This is a genomic window from Bacillus sp. IS1, from assembly GCF_032461585.1.
Taxonomy (GTDB): Bacteria; Bacillota; Bacilli; order Bacillales; family Bacillaceae; genus Bacillus; species Bacillus velezensis.
Map to the genome: position 1 here is coordinate 43,197 of NZ_JAWCWR010000001.1, position 18,437 is coordinate 61,633.

General features: G+C 46.5%; 28 protein-coding genes. 24 read left to right on the forward strand and 4 right to left on the reverse strand.

Annotated elements, in window-relative coordinates; translation table 11 throughout:
* Positions 1–19 precede the first annotated feature (19 nt).
* Positions 20–487 (reverse strand): DinB family protein, encoded by a 468-nt coding sequence (locus RUW00_RS00230; protein ID WP_021494037.1) that lies wholly within the window; start codon positions 485–487, stop codon positions 20–22.
* Between the two features lie 204 nt (positions 488–691).
* Here RUW00_RS00230 and RUW00_RS00235 point away from each other — a divergent pair, with 204 nt between their 5' ends.
* The 3 genes from RUW00_RS00235 (at position 692) to RUW00_RS00245 (ending at position 3,048) form a co-directional block, all read left to right on the forward strand.
* The gene (locus RUW00_RS00235) at positions 692–1,828 is read left to right on the forward strand and encodes a Rap family tetratricopeptide repeat protein (RefSeq protein WP_087920760.1); all 1,137 of its coding nucleotides are present in this window, start codon (positions 692–694) and stop codon (positions 1,826–1,828) included.
* Positions 1,818–1,952, forward strand: coding sequence for a PhrA family phosphatase inhibitor (locus RUW00_RS00240; protein WP_003154881.1), 135 nt, complete (start codon positions 1,818–1,820; stop codon positions 1,950–1,952). Before RUW00_RS00235 ends, RUW00_RS00240 begins: the two co-directional genes overlap by 11 nt.
* Positions 1,953–2,094: 142 nt before the next feature.
* On the forward strand, positions 2,095–3,048 hold the full coding sequence (locus RUW00_RS00245) for an N-acetylmuramoyl-L-alanine amidase (RefSeq protein ID WP_280145036.1): 954 nt from the start codon (positions 2,095–2,097) through the stop codon (positions 3,046–3,048).
* Between the two features lie 37 nt (positions 3,049–3,085).
* Here the strand turns inward: RUW00_RS00245 and RUW00_RS00250 are convergent, their stop codons facing one another.
* A complete protein-coding gene (locus RUW00_RS00250; protein WP_007610770.1) occupies positions 3,086–3,463 on the reverse strand; it encodes a PH domain-containing protein in 378 nt (125 codons plus the stop codon).
* Between the two features lie 109 nt (positions 3,464–3,572).
* On the opposite strand from RUW00_RS00250, the gene RUW00_RS00255 reads away from it, so the two are divergent.
* Entirely contained in the window at positions 3,573–4,178 is a 606-nt protein-coding gene (locus tag RUW00_RS00255; RefSeq protein WP_017417601.1) for a poly-gamma-glutamate hydrolase family protein, read from the forward strand.
* A 138-nt stretch (positions 4,179–4,316) separates the two neighbouring features.
* Here RUW00_RS00255 and RUW00_RS00260 read toward each other — a convergent pair whose 3' ends face one another.
* Both RUW00_RS00260 and xre read right to left on the reverse strand, forming a co-directional pair.
* Positions 4,317–4,907 carry an ImmA/IrrE family metallo-endopeptidase gene (locus RUW00_RS00260; protein ID WP_014417517.1) on the reverse strand — a complete coding sequence of 197 codons (591 nt, stop codon included), beginning with the start codon at positions 4,905–4,907 and terminating at the stop codon, positions 4,317–4,319.
* Between the two features lie 147 nt (positions 4,908–5,054).
* Positions 5,055–5,393, reverse strand: coding sequence for an HTH-type transcriptional regulator Xre (gene xre / locus RUW00_RS00265; RefSeq protein ID WP_003154871.1), 339 nt, complete (start codon positions 5,391–5,393; stop codon positions 5,055–5,057).
* Positions 5,394–5,583: 190 nt separating this feature from the next.
* On the opposite strand from xre, the gene RUW00_RS00270 reads away from it, so the two are divergent.
* The 20 genes from RUW00_RS00270 to RUW00_RS00365 all read left to right on the forward strand — a co-directional run bounded on the left by RUW00_RS00270 (position 5,584) and on the right by RUW00_RS00365 (position 18,435).
* Complete coding sequence (locus tag RUW00_RS00270; protein WP_014417518.1) at positions 5,584–5,763, forward strand: hypothetical protein; 180 nt, start codon at positions 5,584–5,586, stop codon at positions 5,761–5,763.
* On the forward strand, positions 5,753–6,580 hold the full coding sequence (locus tag RUW00_RS00275; RefSeq protein WP_280145037.1) for a phage portal protein: 828 nt from the start codon (positions 5,753–5,755) through the stop codon (positions 6,578–6,580). The genes RUW00_RS00270 and RUW00_RS00275 overlap by 11 nt, the downstream gene beginning before the upstream one ends.
* Positions 6,480–7,280, forward strand: coding sequence for an ATP-binding protein (locus RUW00_RS00280; protein WP_280145038.1), 801 nt, complete (start codon positions 6,480–6,482; stop codon positions 7,278–7,280). The genes RUW00_RS00275 and RUW00_RS00280 overlap by 101 nt, the downstream gene beginning before the upstream one ends.
* Positions 7,280–7,447, forward strand: coding sequence for a hypothetical protein (locus tag RUW00_RS00285; RefSeq protein WP_015239675.1), 168 nt, complete (start codon positions 7,280–7,282; stop codon positions 7,445–7,447). The genes RUW00_RS00280 and RUW00_RS00285 overlap by 1 nt, the downstream gene beginning before the upstream one ends.
* Positions 7,448–7,544: 97 nt before the next feature.
* Entirely contained in the window at positions 7,545–7,886 is a 342-nt protein-coding gene (locus tag RUW00_RS00290; protein WP_280145039.1) for a phage portal protein, read from the forward strand.
* Positions 7,876–8,079, forward strand: coding sequence for an XtrA/YqaO family protein (locus RUW00_RS00295; RefSeq protein WP_003154859.1), 204 nt, complete (start codon positions 7,876–7,878; stop codon positions 8,077–8,079). The genes RUW00_RS00290 and RUW00_RS00295 overlap by 11 nt, the downstream gene beginning before the upstream one ends.
* Positions 8,080–8,185: 106 nt before the next feature.
* Positions 8,186–8,698: a sigma-70 family RNA polymerase sigma factor gene (locus RUW00_RS00300; protein ID WP_007407279.1), complete on the forward strand. Its 513-nt coding sequence runs from the start codon at positions 8,186–8,188 to the stop codon at positions 8,696–8,698.
* Positions 8,699–8,810: 112 nt separating this feature from the next.
* Positions 8,811–9,608, forward strand: a complete 798-nt coding sequence (locus RUW00_RS00305) for a terminase small subunit (protein ID WP_072177407.1) — start codon at positions 8,811–8,813, stop codon at positions 9,606–9,608.
* On the forward strand, positions 9,605–10,903 hold the full coding sequence (locus tag RUW00_RS00310) for a PBSX family phage terminase large subunit (protein ID WP_007407277.1): 1,299 nt from the start codon (positions 9,605–9,607) through the stop codon (positions 10,901–10,903). Before RUW00_RS00305 ends, RUW00_RS00310 begins: the two co-directional genes overlap by 4 nt.
* A gap of 48 nt (positions 10,904–10,951) precedes the next feature.
* Entirely contained in the window at positions 10,952–12,343 is a 1,392-nt protein-coding gene (locus RUW00_RS00315; protein WP_089072483.1) for a phage portal protein, read from the forward strand.
* 19 nt (positions 12,344–12,362) lie between these two features.
* Entirely contained in the window at positions 12,363–13,208 is an 846-nt protein-coding gene (locus RUW00_RS00320) for an XkdF-like putative serine protease domain-containing protein (protein WP_015417286.1), read from the forward strand.
* A gap of 26 nt (positions 13,209–13,234) precedes the next feature.
* Positions 13,235–14,170, forward strand: a complete 936-nt coding sequence (locus RUW00_RS00325; RefSeq protein WP_280145040.1) for a phage major capsid protein — start codon at positions 13,235–13,237, stop codon at positions 14,168–14,170.
* Between the two features lie 16 nt (positions 14,171–14,186).
* Positions 14,187–14,570: a protein YqbG gene (gene yqbG, locus RUW00_RS00330; protein ID WP_021494026.1), complete on the forward strand. Its 384-nt coding sequence runs from the start codon at positions 14,187–14,189 to the stop codon at positions 14,568–14,570.
* On the forward strand, positions 14,567–14,923 hold the full coding sequence (locus RUW00_RS00335) for a DUF3599 family protein (protein ID WP_022553487.1): 357 nt from the start codon (positions 14,567–14,569) through the stop codon (positions 14,921–14,923). The genes yqbG and RUW00_RS00335 overlap by 4 nt, the downstream gene beginning before the upstream one ends.
* A complete protein-coding gene (locus RUW00_RS00340; RefSeq protein WP_280145041.1) occupies positions 14,920–15,423 on the forward strand; it encodes an HK97 gp10 family phage protein in 504 nt (167 codons plus the stop codon). Before RUW00_RS00335 ends, RUW00_RS00340 begins: the two co-directional genes overlap by 4 nt.
* Positions 15,420–15,866: a phage portal protein gene (locus RUW00_RS00345; protein ID WP_095271599.1), complete on the forward strand. Its 447-nt coding sequence runs from the start codon at positions 15,420–15,422 to the stop codon at positions 15,864–15,866. Before RUW00_RS00340 ends, RUW00_RS00345 begins: the two co-directional genes overlap by 4 nt.
* A complete protein-coding gene (locus RUW00_RS00350; RefSeq protein ID WP_007610809.1) occupies positions 15,863–16,072 on the forward strand; it encodes a YqzN/YkzM domain-containing protein in 210 nt (69 codons plus the stop codon). The genes RUW00_RS00345 and RUW00_RS00350 overlap by 4 nt, the downstream gene beginning before the upstream one ends.
* On the forward strand, positions 16,072–17,469 hold the full coding sequence (locus tag RUW00_RS00355) for a phage tail sheath family protein (RefSeq protein ID WP_007610810.1): 1,398 nt from the start codon (positions 16,072–16,074) through the stop codon (positions 17,467–17,469). Before RUW00_RS00350 ends, RUW00_RS00355 begins: the two co-directional genes overlap by 1 nt.
* A gap of 1 nt (position 17,470) precedes the next feature.
* Positions 17,471–17,914 carry a phage tail tube protein gene (locus RUW00_RS00360; protein ID WP_003154837.1) on the forward strand — a complete coding sequence of 148 codons (444 nt, stop codon included), beginning with the start codon at positions 17,471–17,473 and terminating at the stop codon, positions 17,912–17,914.
* 74 nt (positions 17,915–17,988) lie between these two features.
* On the forward strand, positions 17,989–18,435 hold the full coding sequence (locus RUW00_RS00365) for a phage tail assembly chaperone (RefSeq protein ID WP_003154836.1): 447 nt from the start codon (positions 17,989–17,991) through the stop codon (positions 18,433–18,435).
* Positions 18,436–18,437 lie beyond the last annotated feature (2 nt).

The window sequence follows — 18,437 nt, forward strand, 5'->3', positions numbered from 1 at the left end:
AGACCTGCGGATGGCCGGATTATGATTTTTGCTGATAAAACGGAAGTTCCGTGTGGCCCATTTCTCTGACATACACGAAAAGGTTGCCTTTATGATGAATTTCATGCTCCATGGCAAGCTGAAGGAGAGCAGCGCCGGTCACTTTTCTGCCGAAAGAGGCGGTCAGGTCAATTTCGCGGTTCAGCTGCTCTTCAGTCAGCTGTGACAGAATGTCTGTCGTTTTTTCAGTACATGCTTCCGCCAGTTTGACGAGGTCTGTTTCCGCTTCTTCTTTCGGTTTGTTCTGGATGGCTGATCCGTTTCCGTCGTTAATGACGTTTGCAAACATAAGAAAAGAATAAACGATGTGTTTTACAAGTTCCTGAGCGGACATTGATGTCTCTGCCGGTTTGTAGTCGTAATGCTCGCGGCTGATTTTTTCCGCCAGTTCAATCGTCACGTTTCGATGTGACAGAAAGTGGCTGACCAATTGATTTTGTGCTGTCATGTGAAAACCCCCATTTAATACAGAATAAAAGCTGCAAGGATATGCTATATCAACGGCACGGAAGAAACAAGCAATAAGCTTGTGACGGAGATAAATCGTTGCGGATATCCGAAATTCGACAATTGCGGTCTTTTTGCGTTCTTCTTTTTCTAGCAAATATGATAAAATATGACATATCTCGGTCATTCCAAAAGGGGGGATTTATTGAGGATGAAGCAGACTATTCCGTCCTCTTTTGTCGGGCTCAAAATTAATGAATGGTATACCCATATCCGGCAGTTTCACGTCCTTGAGGCGGAGCGCGTCAAACGTGAAGTAGAGAGAGAGATCGAGGATATGGAAGAAGATCAGGATCTGCTGCTGTATTATTCATTAATGGAATTCAGACACCGTGTCATGCTGGATTACATCAAGCCCTTAAAGGAGGACCCTTCTCAGCCTGAGTTTTCAGAATTATTGGAAGACATTGAAGGCAACCAGTATAAACTGACAGGACTGCTTGATTACTACTTTAATTTTTTTCGAGGAATGTACGAATTTAAACAGAAAATGTTCCTAAACGCCATGATGTATTACAAACGGGCTGAAAAAAACCTTGCACTCGTTTCTGATGACATCGAGAAAGCTGAGTTTGCTTTTAAAATGGCCGAGATATTTTACAACCTGAAACAAACCTACGTCTCCATGAGTTATGCCGTTCAAGCCCTTGAAACGTACCAATCGTATGAGACGTACAACGTCCGCAGAATCCAATGTGAATTCGTTATTGCAGGGAATTATGATGACATGCAGTATCCAGAAAGAGCATTGCCCCACTTAGAACTTGCTTTAGATCTTGCAAAACAAGAAGGCAATCCCCGTCTTATCAGTTCAGCCTTATATAATCTCGGAAACTGTTACGAAAAAATGGGAGACCTCTCTAAAGCAGCCGAATATTTTGAGACATCCGTTTCCATTTGCAGGTCAGAAAAGTTCGATAATCTTCCGCATTCTATTTACTCATTAACACAGGTTCTTTATAAACAGAACACTACAGCCGAAGCAGAGAAGCAATACCGCCTGGGGCTCAGTATCGCCCGCGAATACAATGATGAATTGTTTGTGAATCTGTTCCAATTTTTACATGCGTTATACGGCAAGGAAATGGATAACGCATCCGTCAGGCACACGTTTGATTTTCTGGAAGAACACATGCTGTATCCGTATGTGGAAGAATTGGCGCATGACGCTGCCAAATTTTACATGAAACACGGACAGCCTGAAAAAGCGCTCACGTTTTATGAAAAAATGGTGCACGCCCAAAAACAAATCCAGAGAGGAGATTGTCTATATGAAATCTAAACTGTTGTCAGGATTGCTGCTTGTTGCTGTCGGGTTCAGCTTTACACAGGTGATCGGCCATGAAAGCCATTTGGAAAACCAAGCGGACGGCACATTCCATATTGCCGCGCGCAACCAAACATAACATAAAGACCCTTCTTTGGAAGGGTCTTATTTTTTGCATGCGTATCCATTCCATTTTTATCCGAATGCAGGGTCTATATGCTCAAGTTATCTGTCCTACGAATGCCACCTATTGATGAAAAAGGCATAAGGAGAGATGAAGAGTGGGGATTGAAGTGAAAAAACGGCTCGTATCGGCTGATAAATATGCGTTAAAATGTCCGAATCCGATGACGCCGGAGTATATTACCATTCATAACACGGCAAACGACGCATCCGCCGCTAATGAAATCAGCTATATGACGGGAAACAGCGAATCAACGAGCTATCATTTTGCGGTTGATGACAAAGAAGTGATCCAGGGAATTCCGTTGGACCGGAATGCCTGGCATTCGGGAGACGGCACGAACGGTACCGGAAACCGAAAGTCGATTGCTATAGAAATCTGTTACAGCAAGTCAGGCGGCGAACGGTACAGAGCCGCAGAAGAACTGGCGATTGCGTTCGCGGCGCAGCTTTTGAAAGAACGGGGCTGGGGGATTGACAGAATCAGAAAGCATCAGGACTGGAACGGAAAGTACTGCCCGCACCGCATTTTGTCTGAAGGCCGCTGGGATGAAGTGAAGGCGAAGATTGAAAAGAAATTAAGCGGAAGTATGCCGGCGAAAAAAGCCTCTATTTCTTCTTCCGCGTCTGAATACCATGTGAAAAAAGGCGACACCTTATCGGAAATCGCCGCATCGCACGGTGTCAGCGTAAAATCGCTGCAAAGCATCAACCATATCACCGATCCGAATCACATTACAGTCGGACAAGTGATCAAGCTCGCTCAGACGGGTTCTTCTTCAAAAAGTCAGGCTGTGTCTTTCTATCCGCTTCCATCCGGTGTGATCAAAGTGACGAAACCGCTGACGAAAGGGACAAACGTAAAACAAGTGCAAAACGCTTTATCCGCTCTTTATTTTTATCCCGATAAAGGAGCAAAAAATCATGGGGCGGACGGCGTTTACGGTCCGAAAACGGCAAATGCCGTAAAACGTTTTCAATCCGTCAGCGGATTAACGGCAGACGGAATTTACGGCCCGAAAACGAAGGCGAAAATTGAAGAAAAACTGTAATCAATAAAACGGAAGCTCCCCGGGCTTCCGTTTCTTCTTACATACAAACTGCGGCAAGGGCCTTTTGAATATCATAAATACTTTCATCTTTTTTAAACTGCTTTGAGACAGCGGGAAGTTCCGCGCCTGAAATCCAAATTTTCAGCTCTGAATCAAGGTCAAAGCGGCCGGCGGTTTCTACGCTGAATCTGGAAATGCTCTTGTACGGAATGGATTGAATCTCCGTTTTCTTCCCCGTGAGTCCCTGTTTATCAACAAGAATAAGACGCTTATCCGTAAAGACAATGATATCTCGGACGAGCTTAAATGCGGCGTTGACATTCTCACCTTCCAGCAGAATACGGGCCAGTTCTGCTTTTGCTTCAGCCGTCGATATTGTCGACGCATTGCCCAGCAATCCATTGATGAACCCCATGATATATCCCCCCTGATACGTATTCTATCAAATCATACTATAAAAAGGTTTCCATTCCCAGATGAGTAGAGTAAACTGATGCTGACTGGAAAAGGAGAGCATGTTACACATGAAAGATAGATATGACAATTTCGCAGCCCTTTCTGCTGCTGAATCGGAATACAGAATTATTTATGAAGAAAAAGAGGGAAGTAAATGTATCGTCCTCGCTCCCCACGGCGGGAGAATTGAACCGGGTGTCAGTGAGCTGGTGCGGGCATTTTCTGACCAAAGCTCAATTTACTTATTTGAAGGGACGAAGCGGTGCAATAACCGTTCTCTCCACTTGACAAGCACACGCTTTGACGAACCCCTGGCTTTAGAAAAAGTGACCGCCCATCATTACGGATTGGCTTTTCACGGGTATCATGATCTGAAAAAGGCAAATACACTCGTCGGGGGCGCGGATCTGGAAAAAGCAAGACTGATTTGTGATCTGCTGCGTGAAGCGGGATTTGATGCCGAGCTGACAGAGAAGAATGATCGGCTGGCAGGTGTAAATCCCGGCAACATTGTCAATCGGACAAAAAGGAAAATGGGGCTGCAATTGGAAGTGAGCACGGCGCAGAGACACGCGCTGTTCAGCAATTTTGGCTGCCGGGGAGAAAAATATACGCCAACCGATCTGTTTTTTCGGTATGTAGAAGCCGTGAAGGCCGGTTTTTATGATAAATGAACAGGGGGGCCCGTTTTTACATTCACTGGAGCTATGCGGCGCAAGAAGTGCTTGGCGGGCAGCACGGTGAGAACAGCGTCATGATGCAAAAACCTTTCCTGCGATTTAAAATGATGACATTCTGCCGGCGGAGAATCGCTAATTTTCAATAAAATACGGCGTTTTTTCTTCAGCGGCATGCAAGTGTGTCTGTCCGCTTTCATAATACCCATTCGGCCGCTTGTCGGATAACAGACAAGTGAGCCGCTTCTGAAATTGAATACCTGCTTTACGCCGTTCAAACAGCTCCAGCCTTTTTTCCGCAAATGATGCCGTCACCCGGAAAGCGGCTGCGATTAAAATAACGGCATGGCTTCTCCGCTGGGGAAGCTCCATGTTTAACAGCATAAAGGTCGGCACACAGAAGTGGTACATAAAATGGTTGGCCTGAAATTCCTGCAGTTCCCTGAACAGCTTGTTCATATGAAAATGGTTGCCGGTATGCTTCAGCACATGGCACAGTTCGTGCGCAAAATCCTGCCATTGCTCTTCGGGTGACTTTTTTTGATTCAGGACGATGCTGTACATGCCGTCCCGCTTCAGCATCATACTGTGCGTATCTTCAAAATGAATCCAAATGTCAAGCTCCTTGGCAATCATCTGCATATCAATATGGAGAGGGGCGGTCATTCCCATGCGGCAATATAAGTTTTTGACGTATTCCTCAAGATGTGTTAAAAAATCGCCCAATTGAATACACCCTTTCGAACATATGTTCTTTTTTAGCGAGAAAGAAAAGCCCTGATCGGACTTTGAATCAATTCCCTTTTCTTTTAAAAATAAACATTCAGCTTTTATATCGGCTGAACGTTAAGCAATTTAAAGGAAAAGAGCGGATTATTTATGTTTCGGCCTGCGGTTTTTCTCTTTTTCTTTTAAATAATTAATGAATTCAATGGCCTGCTGCTTGCTTTCCGGCGAAAAGTCCTGCATGTCCCGATATGCTATCTGCAGGTCGGGATCGGCAAACATGTCTTCATCTGAAGGTTCTTTTCCGGTTAACAAATAATCAGTCGACACTTTGAAATAATCCGCAAGCTTTTGCAGCGTGTCGTAATCGGGTTCAGATCGGCCGTTTTCATAATGAGAATATCTGGCGCGCGAGACACCGATATGATTTGCGACTTCTTCCTGCGTTTTCTTTCCTCTGAGACTCTTTAATCTTCCGCCTATCATCCGAATGACCTCTCTTTTTTCAACACCCTAAGTTACTTATGATTATAGATACAAAATGTATCAAAATAAAGAGATGATAAAAAAAGTATCAAAAAGGTCTTGATGATACGAAATGTATCGTATATAATCAACATCATAAGGATACAAAATGTATCAAAATACGATAAGAAATTGATCAGGAGGGTGAGAGATGCAGCCGATAATCATCCGTTTCAGCAGCAATCCGGCTGACCAGAGATGTTTAGGGAAAGCAGGCGGTTCGATATCTTTTACCGCTTGCGGACTTCCGGTATTCCGATTTGATAACCGATTGCAGTATGAACGCTATATAAGTCTGAAGAAAAACGGAGACGTCCAATATGAATCGTAAAAGCTACCCATTTTTCATCTATTCCGGATTATTGAATTCAGAACATTACGACAAAATAGGGTCTGCTATTTGGCTGTTTTTATGGTTCATCAGCTCAACGACAAAGGAACATGTAAAAGACGGCGTAAAGTGGGGGATCGTCCTCGGTCATAAGCCCTTAAAAGCAAAAGAAATGGCCGATGTATTTGCCGTCAGCGAAAAAACCGTCAGACGGTGGCTCGAGAGCTTGGAACAGCATGAATATATCAAAACCGTCCGCGCCCCTTACGGACTCATCGTCTCCGTAAAGCACTCGAAAAGATTCACGCCGAAAAAGACATTGACCCGTCCGGAAGTCACAGACCGGACAATATCGGCGGATCACCGGGACAAAAATGTCCGGAGAGAAATAGATATAACAAAAAATCATACTGCTGAAGAAGCGATTAACGACATTGCCGCCCATTTTATCAGATTAAGGTCTGCACAGGAGGGGCGGAGCGTATACCCCTCGCCCCGGGATTATCAGGCCATCGCCCGTATTGTTTCCCTCGGTGCGTCAGCACAAGAAGCAATCAAATGGCTCGGCGAATGCTTTACCGCTTTTGAACAGCGGCGCACCTCTTCAGCTGAAACGATCAAGGCTTTCAGCTATTGCGCCAAGTATATGGAAGACCGCTTGAATGCACGAATTGCGGGAAGGACAATCACAACAAAAAAAGAGAGGAATACGATACATGACAAAACGAACGATCGAGCAGATACTGGCCGACCTGAAAAACGGAAAACGTCCATTACTGGCGGACAGACCGGAAGAATCAGACGAAAGCCGCTTTGACTGTCCGCTCTGTAAAGATCAGGGCGGTTATCTCAAAAACCAGCTGGGAATGGATGTGTGGGTTAAGTGCCGCTGCGCCGCCGAACGAAAAGCAGAACGTATTCTTGGTGCAAGTGAGATTACAGGCGCCTTTCGGAAGCTGGATTTCAAAGGATTTATCACGCGGGGCAAGCCTCAGGCAGTCGTCGACGCATATGAGTGCGCCCTTGAATATGTTGAAAACTTCGACAAGATTAAAAACTGCCGGAAAAACAGCATTGCCCTTTTAGGGCGTCCGGGATCGGGAAAAACCCATCTTTTGACCGCTCTCAGCAATTATGTCATGAGACAGAAGCAGACACCGGTGCTGTATTTTCCTTTTGTGGAGGGCTTTACGGATTTAAAAAATGATTTTGATCTGCTTGATGCAAAGCTTGGCCGTATGAAACAGGCGGATGTGCTTTTTATTGACGATCTGTTCAAACCGCTGAACGGAAAACCCCGGGCGACCGATTGGCAGATTGAACAAATGTACGCCGTCGTGAATTACCGCTATTTAAATCATAAGCCGGTTCTTATCTCGAGCGAGCTGGCCTGTGACGGACTGGTGCAGGTTGATGAAGCCTTGGGCACAAGAATTTATGAGATGTGCAGCGATTATTTAGTCATCATTAATGGCAATTCATTTGACGTAAACCACAGATTAGAGGGGGCGAGATAATGTGTAAGCTGTGCGGGCCGAAGAAGGTCATTGTGACGGAAACGGGTTTCGGCGCTGTCTTTCACCCTTGCCCGAACTGCAAAACAGGCACTGATTTAACGCCGGTCATTAAACGTCTTGAGCGAATGGTTCAAGACGCAAAAGTGAGGCTTGATGCACGTGTGTAAATATATCAAATGGCTTTTTTGCCTGCTGTTCAAGGCGAAACGGATAGAAAAGCAAATTGAAGCATGGCATGAGGCTGATGGAAAGTGAGGATAACCATTGCAAGAAAAACACAGCCCCGCTCCATGGCGGGCCGTACACAGCGGAGAAGAAAAACCCATTTACATTTATTCCGCTTACAGCGAAGCGGATAAAGAGAAGTTCCCTTATTCAAACGGAAGGCTCATCGCGGCCGTTTTCAACTTAAGTTCATACTCACAGCAGATCAACGCGGCATTGATGGCGAAAGCCCCGGAACTTTTTGAGGCGGCCGAAACGGCTCTCCGCCTGCTCCGGGGAGAAAGTTCTGAAGAAAAAGAAGCGTTTATAAATCAGCTCGGAAGCCTCATACATGAAGTAAACATCCTGAAAAAGACGGAGGACGTAAAACATGAATCCTAAAAAACTGACTGACATTGAACATACAACATTAAAAAGCCAGCTGGAAGAAGGCAAGGTTCGGGTGATTATTGTAGACGGACTGAAGAAGGAAGCGTGGCTCGCCGAAGCGCCGGAGCACGGCAAAACGCTTGTCGAAACGCGAAAAGGGGATCTGGCCCGGGTCGAATATGAAATCGGCTTTAAATTGAATTAAAAACAGAATACGTCCAAGACGGAAAGCCTGCGGACACTGATCAATCGCGCACATGCTGCGCGTTGGTTGGTGTCCTTTTTTTGTTCCGAAAAAGAGGAGGATCTACATGGAAGACTTACTATTTGAATATAAACGCACGCTGAAAGAGACGAAAAAGTGGTACAAGCAGCTGGAGGAAGCCGATGAAACGGTGCTTACTTCAGAAGAACTGAAAGATAAAAAAATCATCAGAACAATCATTACAGATGTGGAATATGTCATCGAATGGCTTGAAAAAGGCCGGCAGCCCGGCATAAGAAGAGCGATAGACCGCAGAGACGCTTATCAGAGAATGCTGATTAAAGATCCGAGAATTATAGAAACCTATTCGCAGGCGCTGATGTTTGAACCTTCCGGGAATGTGACTGAAGAAGACAGAATCAGACTGCGGGACGCATTAGCCGTTTTAACGGATAGAGAAAAAGAAATGCTGCTGCTCCACAAAGCGGAATGCTTTTCATATGAACGGATCGCCGCCTTGCTGAATGTAAAGAAATCAACCGTACAGACGACGGTCAAACGGGCGCTTCTAAAAATTCAAAAACAGCAGGAACAAAGAAATCAATCGCCTGCTTCATAAGTTGTCATACGTTTGCCACCTAGAAGTGAACAGACGATCACAAAAAGCGGCCCGATTAGAAGCCGCTTTTTATTATAGACAATCATGTCGGAGGTGGCGGTGATGCCGTAGCATGAAAAACGCAAAAAGAGAACAGGCATTTACAATCTATCAGTCTCATAAAGGCCGCATCACAAATCGCGCCCTTGCCGGCAAATCAGGCGTATCCGCAAGAACGATCGGCAGATGGAAAAAAGAAGGGCGCTGGGACGAGGCGCTCCATAAGAACGCGGAAAGCGGCGGAAAAAACAACCCGGGCGAAGGTGATGAGTTAAACGAACGCCAGCGGCTGTTTTGTCTTTATTATGTGAAAAGCTTTAACGCCACCCAATCTGCGATAAAAGCCGGGTATTCACCGGAAAGCGCGCATGTGACGGGAAGCAGGCTGTTAAAAAACGGAAAAGTCGCCAAAGAAATCAGCCGCATGAAAAAGGAAATGGTCAATAAAGTGTTTGTCGAAGCGATGGACGTTCTTCAAGTCTATGTGAAAATCGCTTTCGCCGACATTACCGATTATGTAACCTTCGGAAAAAAAGAGGTTCAGGCCTTCGGAAAATCAGGGCCGCTCTTTGACGAAAATGATAATCCGATTATGCAGGAGATCAGCTACGTTGACGTTAAAGATTCGCACCTTCTGGACGGAACCATCGTCACAGAAGCAAAACTCGGAAAAGAGGGCATTGCAATAAAGCTTGCCGACAAGATGAAGGCTCTTGAAAAGCTGTCCTTGTACTTTGACCTTTTCCCCGATCAATTTAAACAAAAAATCGAAAATGAAAAATTAAAGCTGGCACAGCAGAAGATGGAAAAAACAGAAGACAGCCAAAAGCCGATTGACATTGTCATTACGCGGAAAGAGGAACGGTCATGATTGAAAAAGCGGTCAACCCGCGCTTTGAAGATTATTTGTTCAATTGGAATGAAACGTACCAATTTCTCGTCGGAGGCTACGGCTCGTCAAAAAGCTATCATACCGCGTTGAAAATCATCTTGAAGCTGCTTCGTGAAAAGCGGACGGCGCTTGTCGTGCGGGAAGTTTTCGATACGCACAGAGATTCTACTTTTGCCTTGTTTGAAGATATTATCGGGGAGCTTGAGCTGGGACATGCCGTAAAGGCCGTGTCTTCACCGATGCAGCTGAGATTTTCAAACGGAAGCCGGATTATGTTTAAAGGGATGGACAACCCGGCCAAATTGAAATCCATTCATCATATTTCACTGATTTGGATTGAAGAATGCTCTGAAGTGAAGTATGAAGGCTTTAAGGAGCTGATCGGCCGTCTGCGCCATCCCGAGCTTTCGCTTCATATGATATGCACCACAAATCCCGTCGGCACCTCCAATTGGACGTACCGGCATTTTTTCCGTGATGACCAAAAAAAACGGTTCGTATTGGATGATCAGACGCTGTATGAAAAAGGCACCGTCGTTAAGGGAGATACGTATTACCACCATTCCACAGCGTGCGATAATCTGTTTTTGCCGAAAAGCTATATTAAGCAGCTGGACAGCTTACGGCATTACGATCCCGATTTATACCGGATCGCTCGCAAAGGACAGTTCGGCGTTAACGGCATCCGCGTGTTTCCGCAGTTTCAGGTCATGGAGCACAACGAAGTAACGGAGCGGATTGCTTCCATCAGGCGCCCCCTGTTTCGGACGGGCATGGATTTCGGTTTTGAAGAGTCATACAATGCGGTCATCCGGCTTGCCGTCGATCCGGATCAAAAAGAGCTTTATATTTTCTGGGAGTATTACAAAAACAAAATGACCGATGATCAGACAGCTGAGGAGCTTCAGGAATTGGCGGATCAAAAAGAGCTGATCAAAGCGGATTCGGCTGAGCCGAAAAGCATCCAATATTTTCGCAGGCAGGGCTTTTGCATGGTTGCGGCCAAAAAGTTTCCGGGCTCAAGACTTCAGTATACAAAAAAGCTGAAACGGTTCAAACATATCTATTGCTCAGACAGCTGTCAACATACGATCCGCGAATTGCAGAACTTAACGTACGCAAAAAACAAAAACGGCGCTCTGTCGGAAGATGAGTTTTCAATTGATCCCCACACACTTTCAGCCATTTGGTATGCGCTGGATGACTATGACGCGGCGGATCTGAAAGATGCATCACAAAAACGGAGACGTCCGAATCGGGAAAGGAGGAGGTAGGCGTTGCCGAACTATCAAAACGTTAGAGCCACCGTCTTTAAATCAAAAATGGCCGCGCCGCAGGCAAGGCAGATGAACGAAGATCAATTTGCCGATCTGTACGGCGAAGACATCATTTCACCGCCCTATAATCTCATTGAACTGAAAACAATCGCCGAATATTCGACGATTCTTCAGCAGTGCATTGACGCGTATCGGGTCAATATTACGGGGTTTGGGTTCGATGTGGAATATACCTTTGATGTAAATAGCCCAGATTGCTCCCCGACAAAAAAGGCCCGGGCCGAAAAAAACTGGATGAAGCTGGAGAGCTTTTACAAATGTCTTCATTTTGATGAATCGGCCGAGACGATCCTCGGATATGCGATAGAAGACCGCGAAAAAACGGGCAACGGTTTTCTCGAAGTGCTTCGGGACGGGGCGGGAAAACCGGCGGGGATTGAATATCTGGATGTGAAACATATGCGCGTGTGCGGTGTGACTGATCCCGTTGAAGTTACATTTTCATATGAAGAAAACGGCGCATCCAAAACGATTAAAAGGCAAAAACGGTTTCGTAAATATGTTCAGATACTGAACGGTCGGAAAGTGTTTTTTAAAGAATACGGCGATCCCCGCATGATGGACATGAGAACCGGCGAATACGTAAAGACCCTGTCTGAAGAATATCGGGCAAATGAAGCCATTCACTTAAAAATCGGCAGCGGCACTTACGGAATTCCGCGCTGGGTCGGCAATATCGTCAATCTGTACGGCGCCCGGAAAGCGGAAGAACTGAATTTTATGTATTTCAAGCAGGGCCGTCACGTGCCGGCCGCCATTACGGTTGAAAACGGCATGCTGTCAGAAACCTCGTACAAAGAGCTCCAGGATTATATGAATGACCTGGAAGGGGTGGAAAACGCCCACAAATTTCTGCTGATTGAGGCGGAAGGCATTGCGAAGGAAAAAGACCTTCACGGAGGCGAAGACATTACGCCCGTGTCTGTGGAAATTAAATCACTTGCGGAAATTCTGCAGGATGATGCGCTGTTTCTTGAATATGACGACAAGAGCAGAAATAAACTCCGTTCCGCTTTCCGTCTCCCGCCGCTTTACACGGGCGAGGCGCAGGAATACAACAAAGCCACCGCCGATACGGCACGGAAAATAACGGAGGAGCAGGTGTTTCAGCCGGAGCGGAAAACGCTGATTAATAAGCTCAACACGTTATTTTTGCCTGAACTGGGTCTCCACGATGTACAGCTCACATTAAAAGGGCCTGATTTTCGCGATCCGCTTGAAATTGCGAAGGTGCTTACGCCATTTATTTCCGCCGGTGCGGTCTCTCCTAATGACCTCCGTGATCTGGCGGGAAGAGTGCTCGGGAAGACGCTTGAGGAATGGCCTGAAGAGTACTACAGCCGGCCGGTGCTGAAAGGGAAAAAGGAGCAATCCTGAAAGGGGGTGAAAACATCTCGTGCCGAGAGAATTGAGAAATGCCGTCATCAGTTTTGTGAGCTATGTCGATAAGGCGGCGAACCAAACGGAATTCTTTTTTACAAAATCAGCCGGAGGCCTTCCGTCATTTGAAAAAAAGGTGCAGGTGTTTACAAAAAACGAATCGGATGAGCAGAAGCTTGTTTACGGCATCGTTTACGAGCCGGATGTCCCGGATGCCCATGGCGATTATATGACGGCTGAAGAAATTGAAAAGGCCGCTCACGGTTTTTTGGCGGACGCCCGCAACATCGATACAAATCATAATTTTGAAGGCGGGACCGGCGAGGTGGTGGAGTCGTACGTTGCCCCGGATGACTTTGAAATCGGGAATGCTGTGATCCGGAAAGGATCTTGGGTGCTTGTCACCAAAGCTTCCGATGAAGTATGGGATCAGATTAAAGCCGGTATCATTACGGGCTACAGCATGGCGGGAACCGCTGACGTTTATGAAGAGCCGGCAGAAAAGCAAGCCGGCTTATTCGGCGCGGTCAAGCAATTTCTCGACCGTGACCGCAAATCAAGAAACCGCAAGGGAGAGGACTTGAACAAGATGAGAAAAGAAGACGTAAGAGAATCGATTGAACACGCGCTGCACCCGCTTTTAAAGCGGCTTGACAGCTTGGACCAAAACACGGAAGACAAAGACGGGGCGGCTGCGCCGTCTGATGAAGAAAAGCTGAAAACGCTTGTTGAGGACATGCTCGCGCCGATTATTAAACGCATTGAAGCGCTTGAAAAAGTAAGGGGCGCATCAAAGCAGCCGGAAGAAGAGACGGGCGGCCAAGAGCCTGTTAAAAAATCCATTTGGAGCGGACTGCTTTAAGCCCAGTCAGAAGGAGGAACTGTAGAGTGAGAAATCAAGATATCATCAGAAAGGCGGAAATGTCACTTTCCGCTTTAAAAAGCGGCGGTTTAATGAACCCCGCACAAGCTTCAGCATTTATCCGCATGGTGCAGAACACGCCGACCATTTTCAGCGAATCGCGTGTGATTCAAATGGAAAGTGACTCGCAGAAATTTGAAAAAATCGGTTTCGGCCAGCGTATTCTGCGTGCCGCTGAGGAAGGAAAAGCCTTAACTGACGATCAGCTGACCGTCCCGGCAACAAGTACGGTGCAGCTGAATACGAAAGAAGTCATTGCGGAAATTAATATCACCTATGACACGCTTGAAAACAATATTGAAAAAGACGGCCTGCAGCAGACGATCATGCAGATTTTGGCGGAGCGGGCGGCAGTCGATATTGAGGAGCTTGTCGTAAACGGCGATACATCTTCTTCTGATCCGTACTTGGCACAGCTTGACGGAATCCGTAAGCAGACTGTATCTCACGTCATTGACGGAAACGGGGAAGAGCTGTCCAGAGCCACATTTAAAAAGGGCTTAAAAGCCATTCCGGCAAAATATTTGCGCCTGCCTCAGGAATTCAGATTTTACACATCTCAAGGCATGGAGATTGAATGGAAAGACCGTGTGGCTGACCGTCAGACCAATCTGGGGGATCTTGCGGTGCAGGGCGGTTTGTCTTCAGCATTCGGCGTTCCGGTCAAAGGAGTGTCCAATCTGCAGCCGTACTCGGTCGGAGAAGGTGACTCCCAGTACGATGCGTCTGACATCATTTTGACTCACCCGAAAAATATCATTCTCGGTTTTTCACGGAATATCCGAATCGAAGTAGATAAAGATATTCGCAGCCGCAAATTTATTATCGTACTGACGGCTAAACTTGACAGCAAATTTGAAGAAGAAGATGCAAGCGCCAAAATCGTAAACGTTAAAGAATAAGACGGGGGTGGCAGTTATGTTAATTCAGCCGTCTGACGTTGTTTCATATTCAGTTTATGATCAAGTCAAAAACAGGCCGGAGCCGCTTCTTATACAGGACATTCTGGAGGCGGAGGCGGAAGCGGCCAGAATGGCGGGGCATTCGTTCACTGACCCTATTTACTCACCGCTTCCCGAAAAGATTAAGCTTGCGTTATTAAAGCTTTCTCAATATTTTGCGCTGATCAACCAGAATGAAGCAGCCGCTTCCGCCTATCAATCTGAAAAGATAGGTGACTATTCCTATACGGTGGCAGGTGAAGGCGGGATCAGAAAACCGGCTGTGCGCCATCTTCTCTGTGAATATATCGCGCCGGGTTATTCCCCGGTTTCTGCAAACGCAAAGGTGAGACCGTTATGAGCTACGAACGGCTGCTCACTGACAGATGCGATATTTATCATGAGACGGTGTCAGTTCCGAAGGCCGGACGCTTCGGGATTCCCGCCGAAAAGCTCCAGCCTGTCTTTTCTTATCGGGAAGTTCCCGATGCTGAAGACGTGCCGTGTCTGTTTGTTGAAAAACAGCAGCAGCTTATTCAGCTTGATCCTGATCATAAGGTATATCAGCGGTTTCTCGTTCATTTTCCGAAAGAGGCCGTTGTGCGTGTCAATGACAAAATCATTTGGGAAGGACAGGCGTATATTCTGGAAATGCCGAAGAAAGCAAGACAGCACCATTGGGAGGTTATCGCTGTGAGAGATGACAGACTATGAGCATAAAAAACCTTGAACAATGGAATCGGTCGCTGCAAAAGGCATCATCCGGAGAATTTGCCCGACAGGCAGGCGAATGGCTGGAGCAGTCAGGGAAGGATTTTCTCGACTTGGTACGGGAGGAGCTTATTCATTCGGGAGGGATTGATACAGAAAGCCTGCTGTCTTCTTTCCGAAAAGGAGCGCAGGATCATATATGGATCATTGAAAACGGGGGACTGACCCTTGAAATCGGCACCAATGCAGAGTACGCCTCATTCATAAACGACGGACATTGGACCGTCTCAGATGAAAATGTCAGATGGGTGCCCGGGTATTTTCAAGGCTCCCGGTTCATCTATGATCCGTCAGCTTCAACGGGAATGGCGCTCAAAAAACAGTGGATCAGCGGGAATGGGTTTTGGGACAAAGCCCTTCTTTTGTATGAAACACTCTTCGCCGAATCGCTGGACAAGCGTTTCGATCAGTGGCTTAACACGTTGGGGGGAGATATCGGATGAATCGCGAAACCGGTTCAATCGCCGCTTTTTTGTATCAGCAGTGCGGCGTGCCCGTATATGAAAATGAACTGCCTGAACAATTTCAGGTGCCGTCACTATACATTCCGTCCCCATTTGTTTTTGACGAAAATGACACAGTCTCCACTTACAGGAAAACGTACAGTCTGAATGTGAAGCTGTTCCATGCCGACTCGGTGCAGGCGCTCTATGCAGCCGACCGGATCGCCGATGCGGTGAGAGAATCAAGACAGCTGATTCCGCTGCTAACGGAATCAGGGGAGGATACCGGTGATTTCGTCCGCATCAGCCGTATCGAAACAAGAGTCGGAGACAAAGGCGAGGCAGTGATCACAATCCGCTGGACGAGCCGCTACTACTATCAGAAACAAACATCTCCCGCACTGCGGGATGTGGACATTAACAGCGGGGTGAAACAAAAATGAAACAACATAAAAAGAAAAACGCCGCAGCGGCGGAACGAGCGGTTCTTTATGACACGGCGGATTTAACAAAGCACGCGAAGGAGCTTTTCGGCGTAAAACCTGAGATTCTCCAGGGGGCTTTATTCGGCGTGAAGCAAAAACAAATGACAAAAGCGCAAGCCAAGTCTTACATTGAAGCATTTTTAACCAAGGAGGTCATGCAATAATGAACGGCGGAACATTTACGCAAGGAAAAGAAAAAGAACGTGCCGGAATCTATTTTAACTTTAAAACAACCGCCCAGGAGCGGGTATCGATCGGTGAACGCGGGATTGTCGCCCTCCCCGTCGCATCCGGTTGGGGGGAAGCGAAAACATTCGTTTCCATTTCAAGCATTGAAGATTTGAATAAAAAAGTGGGGCTCAGTATTGAAGATCCGTCACTGATTCTGCTTCGTGAGGCGAAAAAGAAAGCAAAAACCGTTTTGATGTACCGTCTGACAGAGGGAATCAGAGCGAGCGCCGATCTTTCGCAAGGTGTTAAAGCAACCGCTTTGTACGGCGGGTCAAAAGGAAATGACATCATCATCCGCATCAGTGAAAACGTCCTTGATCAGACCGCTTTCGATGTGACCACTTACATGGATGAAGCGGAAGTTGACAAACAAACGGTGAAAAAAGCCGAAGAATTAAAAGCAAACGGCTATGTCACATTCACGGGAACGGGCGAACTGTCGGCTTCCATCCCGCTGACAGGCACTGAAGAAGAATCCGGGGAAACGTTAAACCCGCAGGCAGGCATCCGTCTTGCGGGAGGAACTGATAAAGCACCGGTCAACTCAGACTATACGGATTTTTTAGCTGCGGCTGAAACGGAGAATTTCGATGTCATCGCTCTTCCTGTCGCGGAAAACGATCAGCTGAAAGCGACATTTGCCGCATTCATTAAACGCCTTCGCGATGCGCAGGGACAGAAAGTGCAAGGGGTGACCGCCCATTACAGCGGAGATTATGAAGGCATTATCAATGTTACTGAAGGTGTGCTGCTGGAAGACGGAACCGAGATTAAAGCTGAAGATGCGACCGCCTGGGTGGCAGGCGCAAGTGCCAGCGCCGCATTTAATCAATCCTTAACATTCGTTGAATACGAAGGCGCCGTCGATGTGCTGCACCGCCTGACTCATGATGAAGTGATCGAACGTCTTTCTAAAGGTGAATTCCTTTTCTCTTATGATGCCCGTGATAAGTCAGTCAGCGTTGAAAAAGATATCAACTCATTGGTGACATTTACGGCAGAGAAAAACAAAAAGTTCGCGAAAAACAAAATCGTCCGTGTGCTTGATGCGGTGAATAACGATTTGACACGTGAACTGAAAGCCTTAATTAAATCGAAAAAAGGCACGGGCAGCGATCTTCCTGCGACAAATGACGGCCTTCAATTCGTCAAAACGATGATCATTCAATATTTGACTACGCTTCAGGATGCGGGCGGCATCGCAAATTTTGATTCAGACAAAGACATTACAATCGGGCTGAATGAAGACCGCGACGGCTTTTTAATCGATCTCGCCGTACAGCCTGTGGATGCGGCAGAAAAATTCTACTTTAACGTGGAGGTAAACTAAGATGGCATTAAAAGCGCAAAACACGATTTCAGGAAAAGAAGGCCGTTTATTTCTTGACGGAGAAGAGATGGCGCATATTAAAACGTTTGAAGCAAACGTGGAAAAAAACAAATCAGAAGTAAACATCATGGGCCGCCGCATGACGGGACATAAAACAACAGGCGCCAACGGAACGGGCACGGCAACATTCTATAAGGTCACATCCAAATTCGCCGTCCTTATGATGGATTACGTCAAAAAAGGCAGCGACCCGTATTTTACGCTGCAAGCCGTACTTGATGACAAATCATCGGGCCGCGGAACAGAACGCGTCACTCTGTATGACGTCAACTTTGATTCTGCAAAAATCGCCGGACTGGACGTAGACTCAGAAGCACTCGAAGAAGAAGTGCCGTTTACCTTTGAAGATTTCGATGTGCCGGAAAAGCTTTCTGAAACGTTTTAATTAAGATCGGTATGAGTGAAACAGGCCTTTTTACAGGCCTGTTTTTTATAAAAAAAAGTAAGGGAGTTTTCATCATGAGCGAAAAAAACGAACAAGTATATGATCTGTCATTTTTTATGCCGGGTAAAACAGTCGAGGCTGAGGAGATTCGGGTTCCGCTTTCAAAGCGTTTTGTCGATAAAAAAGGAAACATCGTGCCTTTTATTTTTAAAGCCATTACGACTGAGCGCATTGACGAACTGGAGAAGGAAAGCACGACATATAAAAATGTGAAAGGCAGAGGCCGCGTAAAAGACTTAGACAGCCAGCGCTTCTATGCGCGGATCGCGGTTGAATCTACGATTTACCCTGATTTCCGGTCTAAGGAGCTCCGCGACGCTTACAAAACGGCAGATCCGGTCGAGGTGGCAAAACGCGTGCTTTCAGTCGGCGGTGAGTATGCAAATTGGCTGAATAAAGCGATTGAGATCAACGGTTTTGAAGATGAATTAGAAGATCTGGAGCAAGAAGCAAAAAACTGATA

Excerpts from the sequence above, each read along its gene's own strand:
- RUW00_RS00365 (WP_003154836.1), top strand. The coding sequence starts at position 17,989 with ATGAGCGAAAAAAACGAACAAGTATATGATCTGTCATTTTTTATGCCG.
- RUW00_RS00345 (WP_095271599.1), top strand. The coding sequence starts at position 15,420 with ATGAATCGCGAAACCGGTTCAATCGCCGCTTTTTTGTATCAGCAGTGC.
- RUW00_RS00310 (WP_007407277.1), top strand. The coding sequence starts at position 9,605 with ATGATTGAAAAAGCGGTCAACCCGCGCTTTGAAGATTATTTGTTCAAT.
- RUW00_RS00315 (WP_089072483.1), top strand. The coding sequence starts at position 10,952 with ATGGCCGCGCCGCAGGCAAGGCAGATGAACGAAGATCAATTTGCCGAT.
- RUW00_RS00250 (WP_007610770.1), bottom strand. The coding sequence starts at position 3,463 with ATGGGGTTCATCAATGGATTGCTGGGCAATGCGTCGACAATATCGACG.
- RUW00_RS00270 (WP_014417518.1), top strand. The coding sequence starts at position 5,584 with ATGCAGCCGATAATCATCCGTTTCAGCAGCAATCCGGCTGACCAGAGA.
- RUW00_RS00230 (WP_021494037.1), bottom strand. The coding sequence starts at position 487 with ATGACAGCACAAAATCAATTGGTCAGCCACTTTCTGTCACATCGAAAC.
- RUW00_RS00360 (WP_003154837.1), top strand. The coding sequence starts at position 17,471 with ATGGCATTAAAAGCGCAAAACACGATTTCAGGAAAAGAAGGCCGTTTA.
- RUW00_RS00275 (WP_280145037.1), top strand. The coding sequence starts at position 5,753 with ATGAATCGTAAAAGCTACCCATTTTTCATCTATTCCGGATTATTGAAT.
- RUW00_RS00295 (WP_003154859.1), top strand. The coding sequence starts at position 7,876 with ATGAATCCTAAAAAACTGACTGACATTGAACATACAACATTAAAAAGC.
- RUW00_RS00280 (WP_280145038.1), top strand. The coding sequence starts at position 6,480 with ATGACAAAACGAACGATCGAGCAGATACTGGCCGACCTGAAAAACGGA.
- xre (WP_003154871.1), bottom strand. The coding sequence starts at position 5,393 with ATGATAGGCGGAAGATTAAAGAGTCTCAGAGGAAAGAAAACGCAGGAA.
- RUW00_RS00240 (WP_003154881.1), top strand. The coding sequence starts at position 1,818 with ATGAAATCTAAACTGTTGTCAGGATTGCTGCTTGTTGCTGTCGGGTTC.
- RUW00_RS00340 (WP_280145041.1), top strand. The coding sequence starts at position 14,920 with ATGAGCATAAAAAACCTTGAACAATGGAATCGGTCGCTGCAAAAGGCA.
- yqbG (WP_021494026.1), top strand. The coding sequence starts at position 14,187 with ATGTTAATTCAGCCGTCTGACGTTGTTTCATATTCAGTTTATGATCAA.
- RUW00_RS00300 (WP_007407279.1), top strand. The coding sequence starts at position 8,186 with ATGGAAGACTTACTATTTGAATATAAACGCACGCTGAAAGAGACGAAA.
- RUW00_RS00255 (WP_017417601.1), top strand. The coding sequence starts at position 3,573 with ATGAAAGATAGATATGACAATTTCGCAGCCCTTTCTGCTGCTGAATCG.
- RUW00_RS00350 (WP_007610809.1), top strand. The coding sequence starts at position 15,863 with ATGAAACAACATAAAAAGAAAAACGCCGCAGCGGCGGAACGAGCGGTT.
- RUW00_RS00355 (WP_007610810.1), top strand. The coding sequence starts at position 16,072 with ATGAACGGCGGAACATTTACGCAAGGAAAAGAAAAAGAACGTGCCGGA.
- RUW00_RS00335 (WP_022553487.1), top strand. The coding sequence starts at position 14,567 with ATGAGCTACGAACGGCTGCTCACTGACAGATGCGATATTTATCATGAG.
- RUW00_RS00285 (WP_015239675.1), top strand. The coding sequence starts at position 7,280 with ATGTGTAAGCTGTGCGGGCCGAAGAAGGTCATTGTGACGGAAACGGGT.
- RUW00_RS00305 (WP_072177407.1), top strand. The coding sequence starts at position 8,811 with ATGAAAAACGCAAAAAGAGAACAGGCATTTACAATCTATCAGTCTCAT.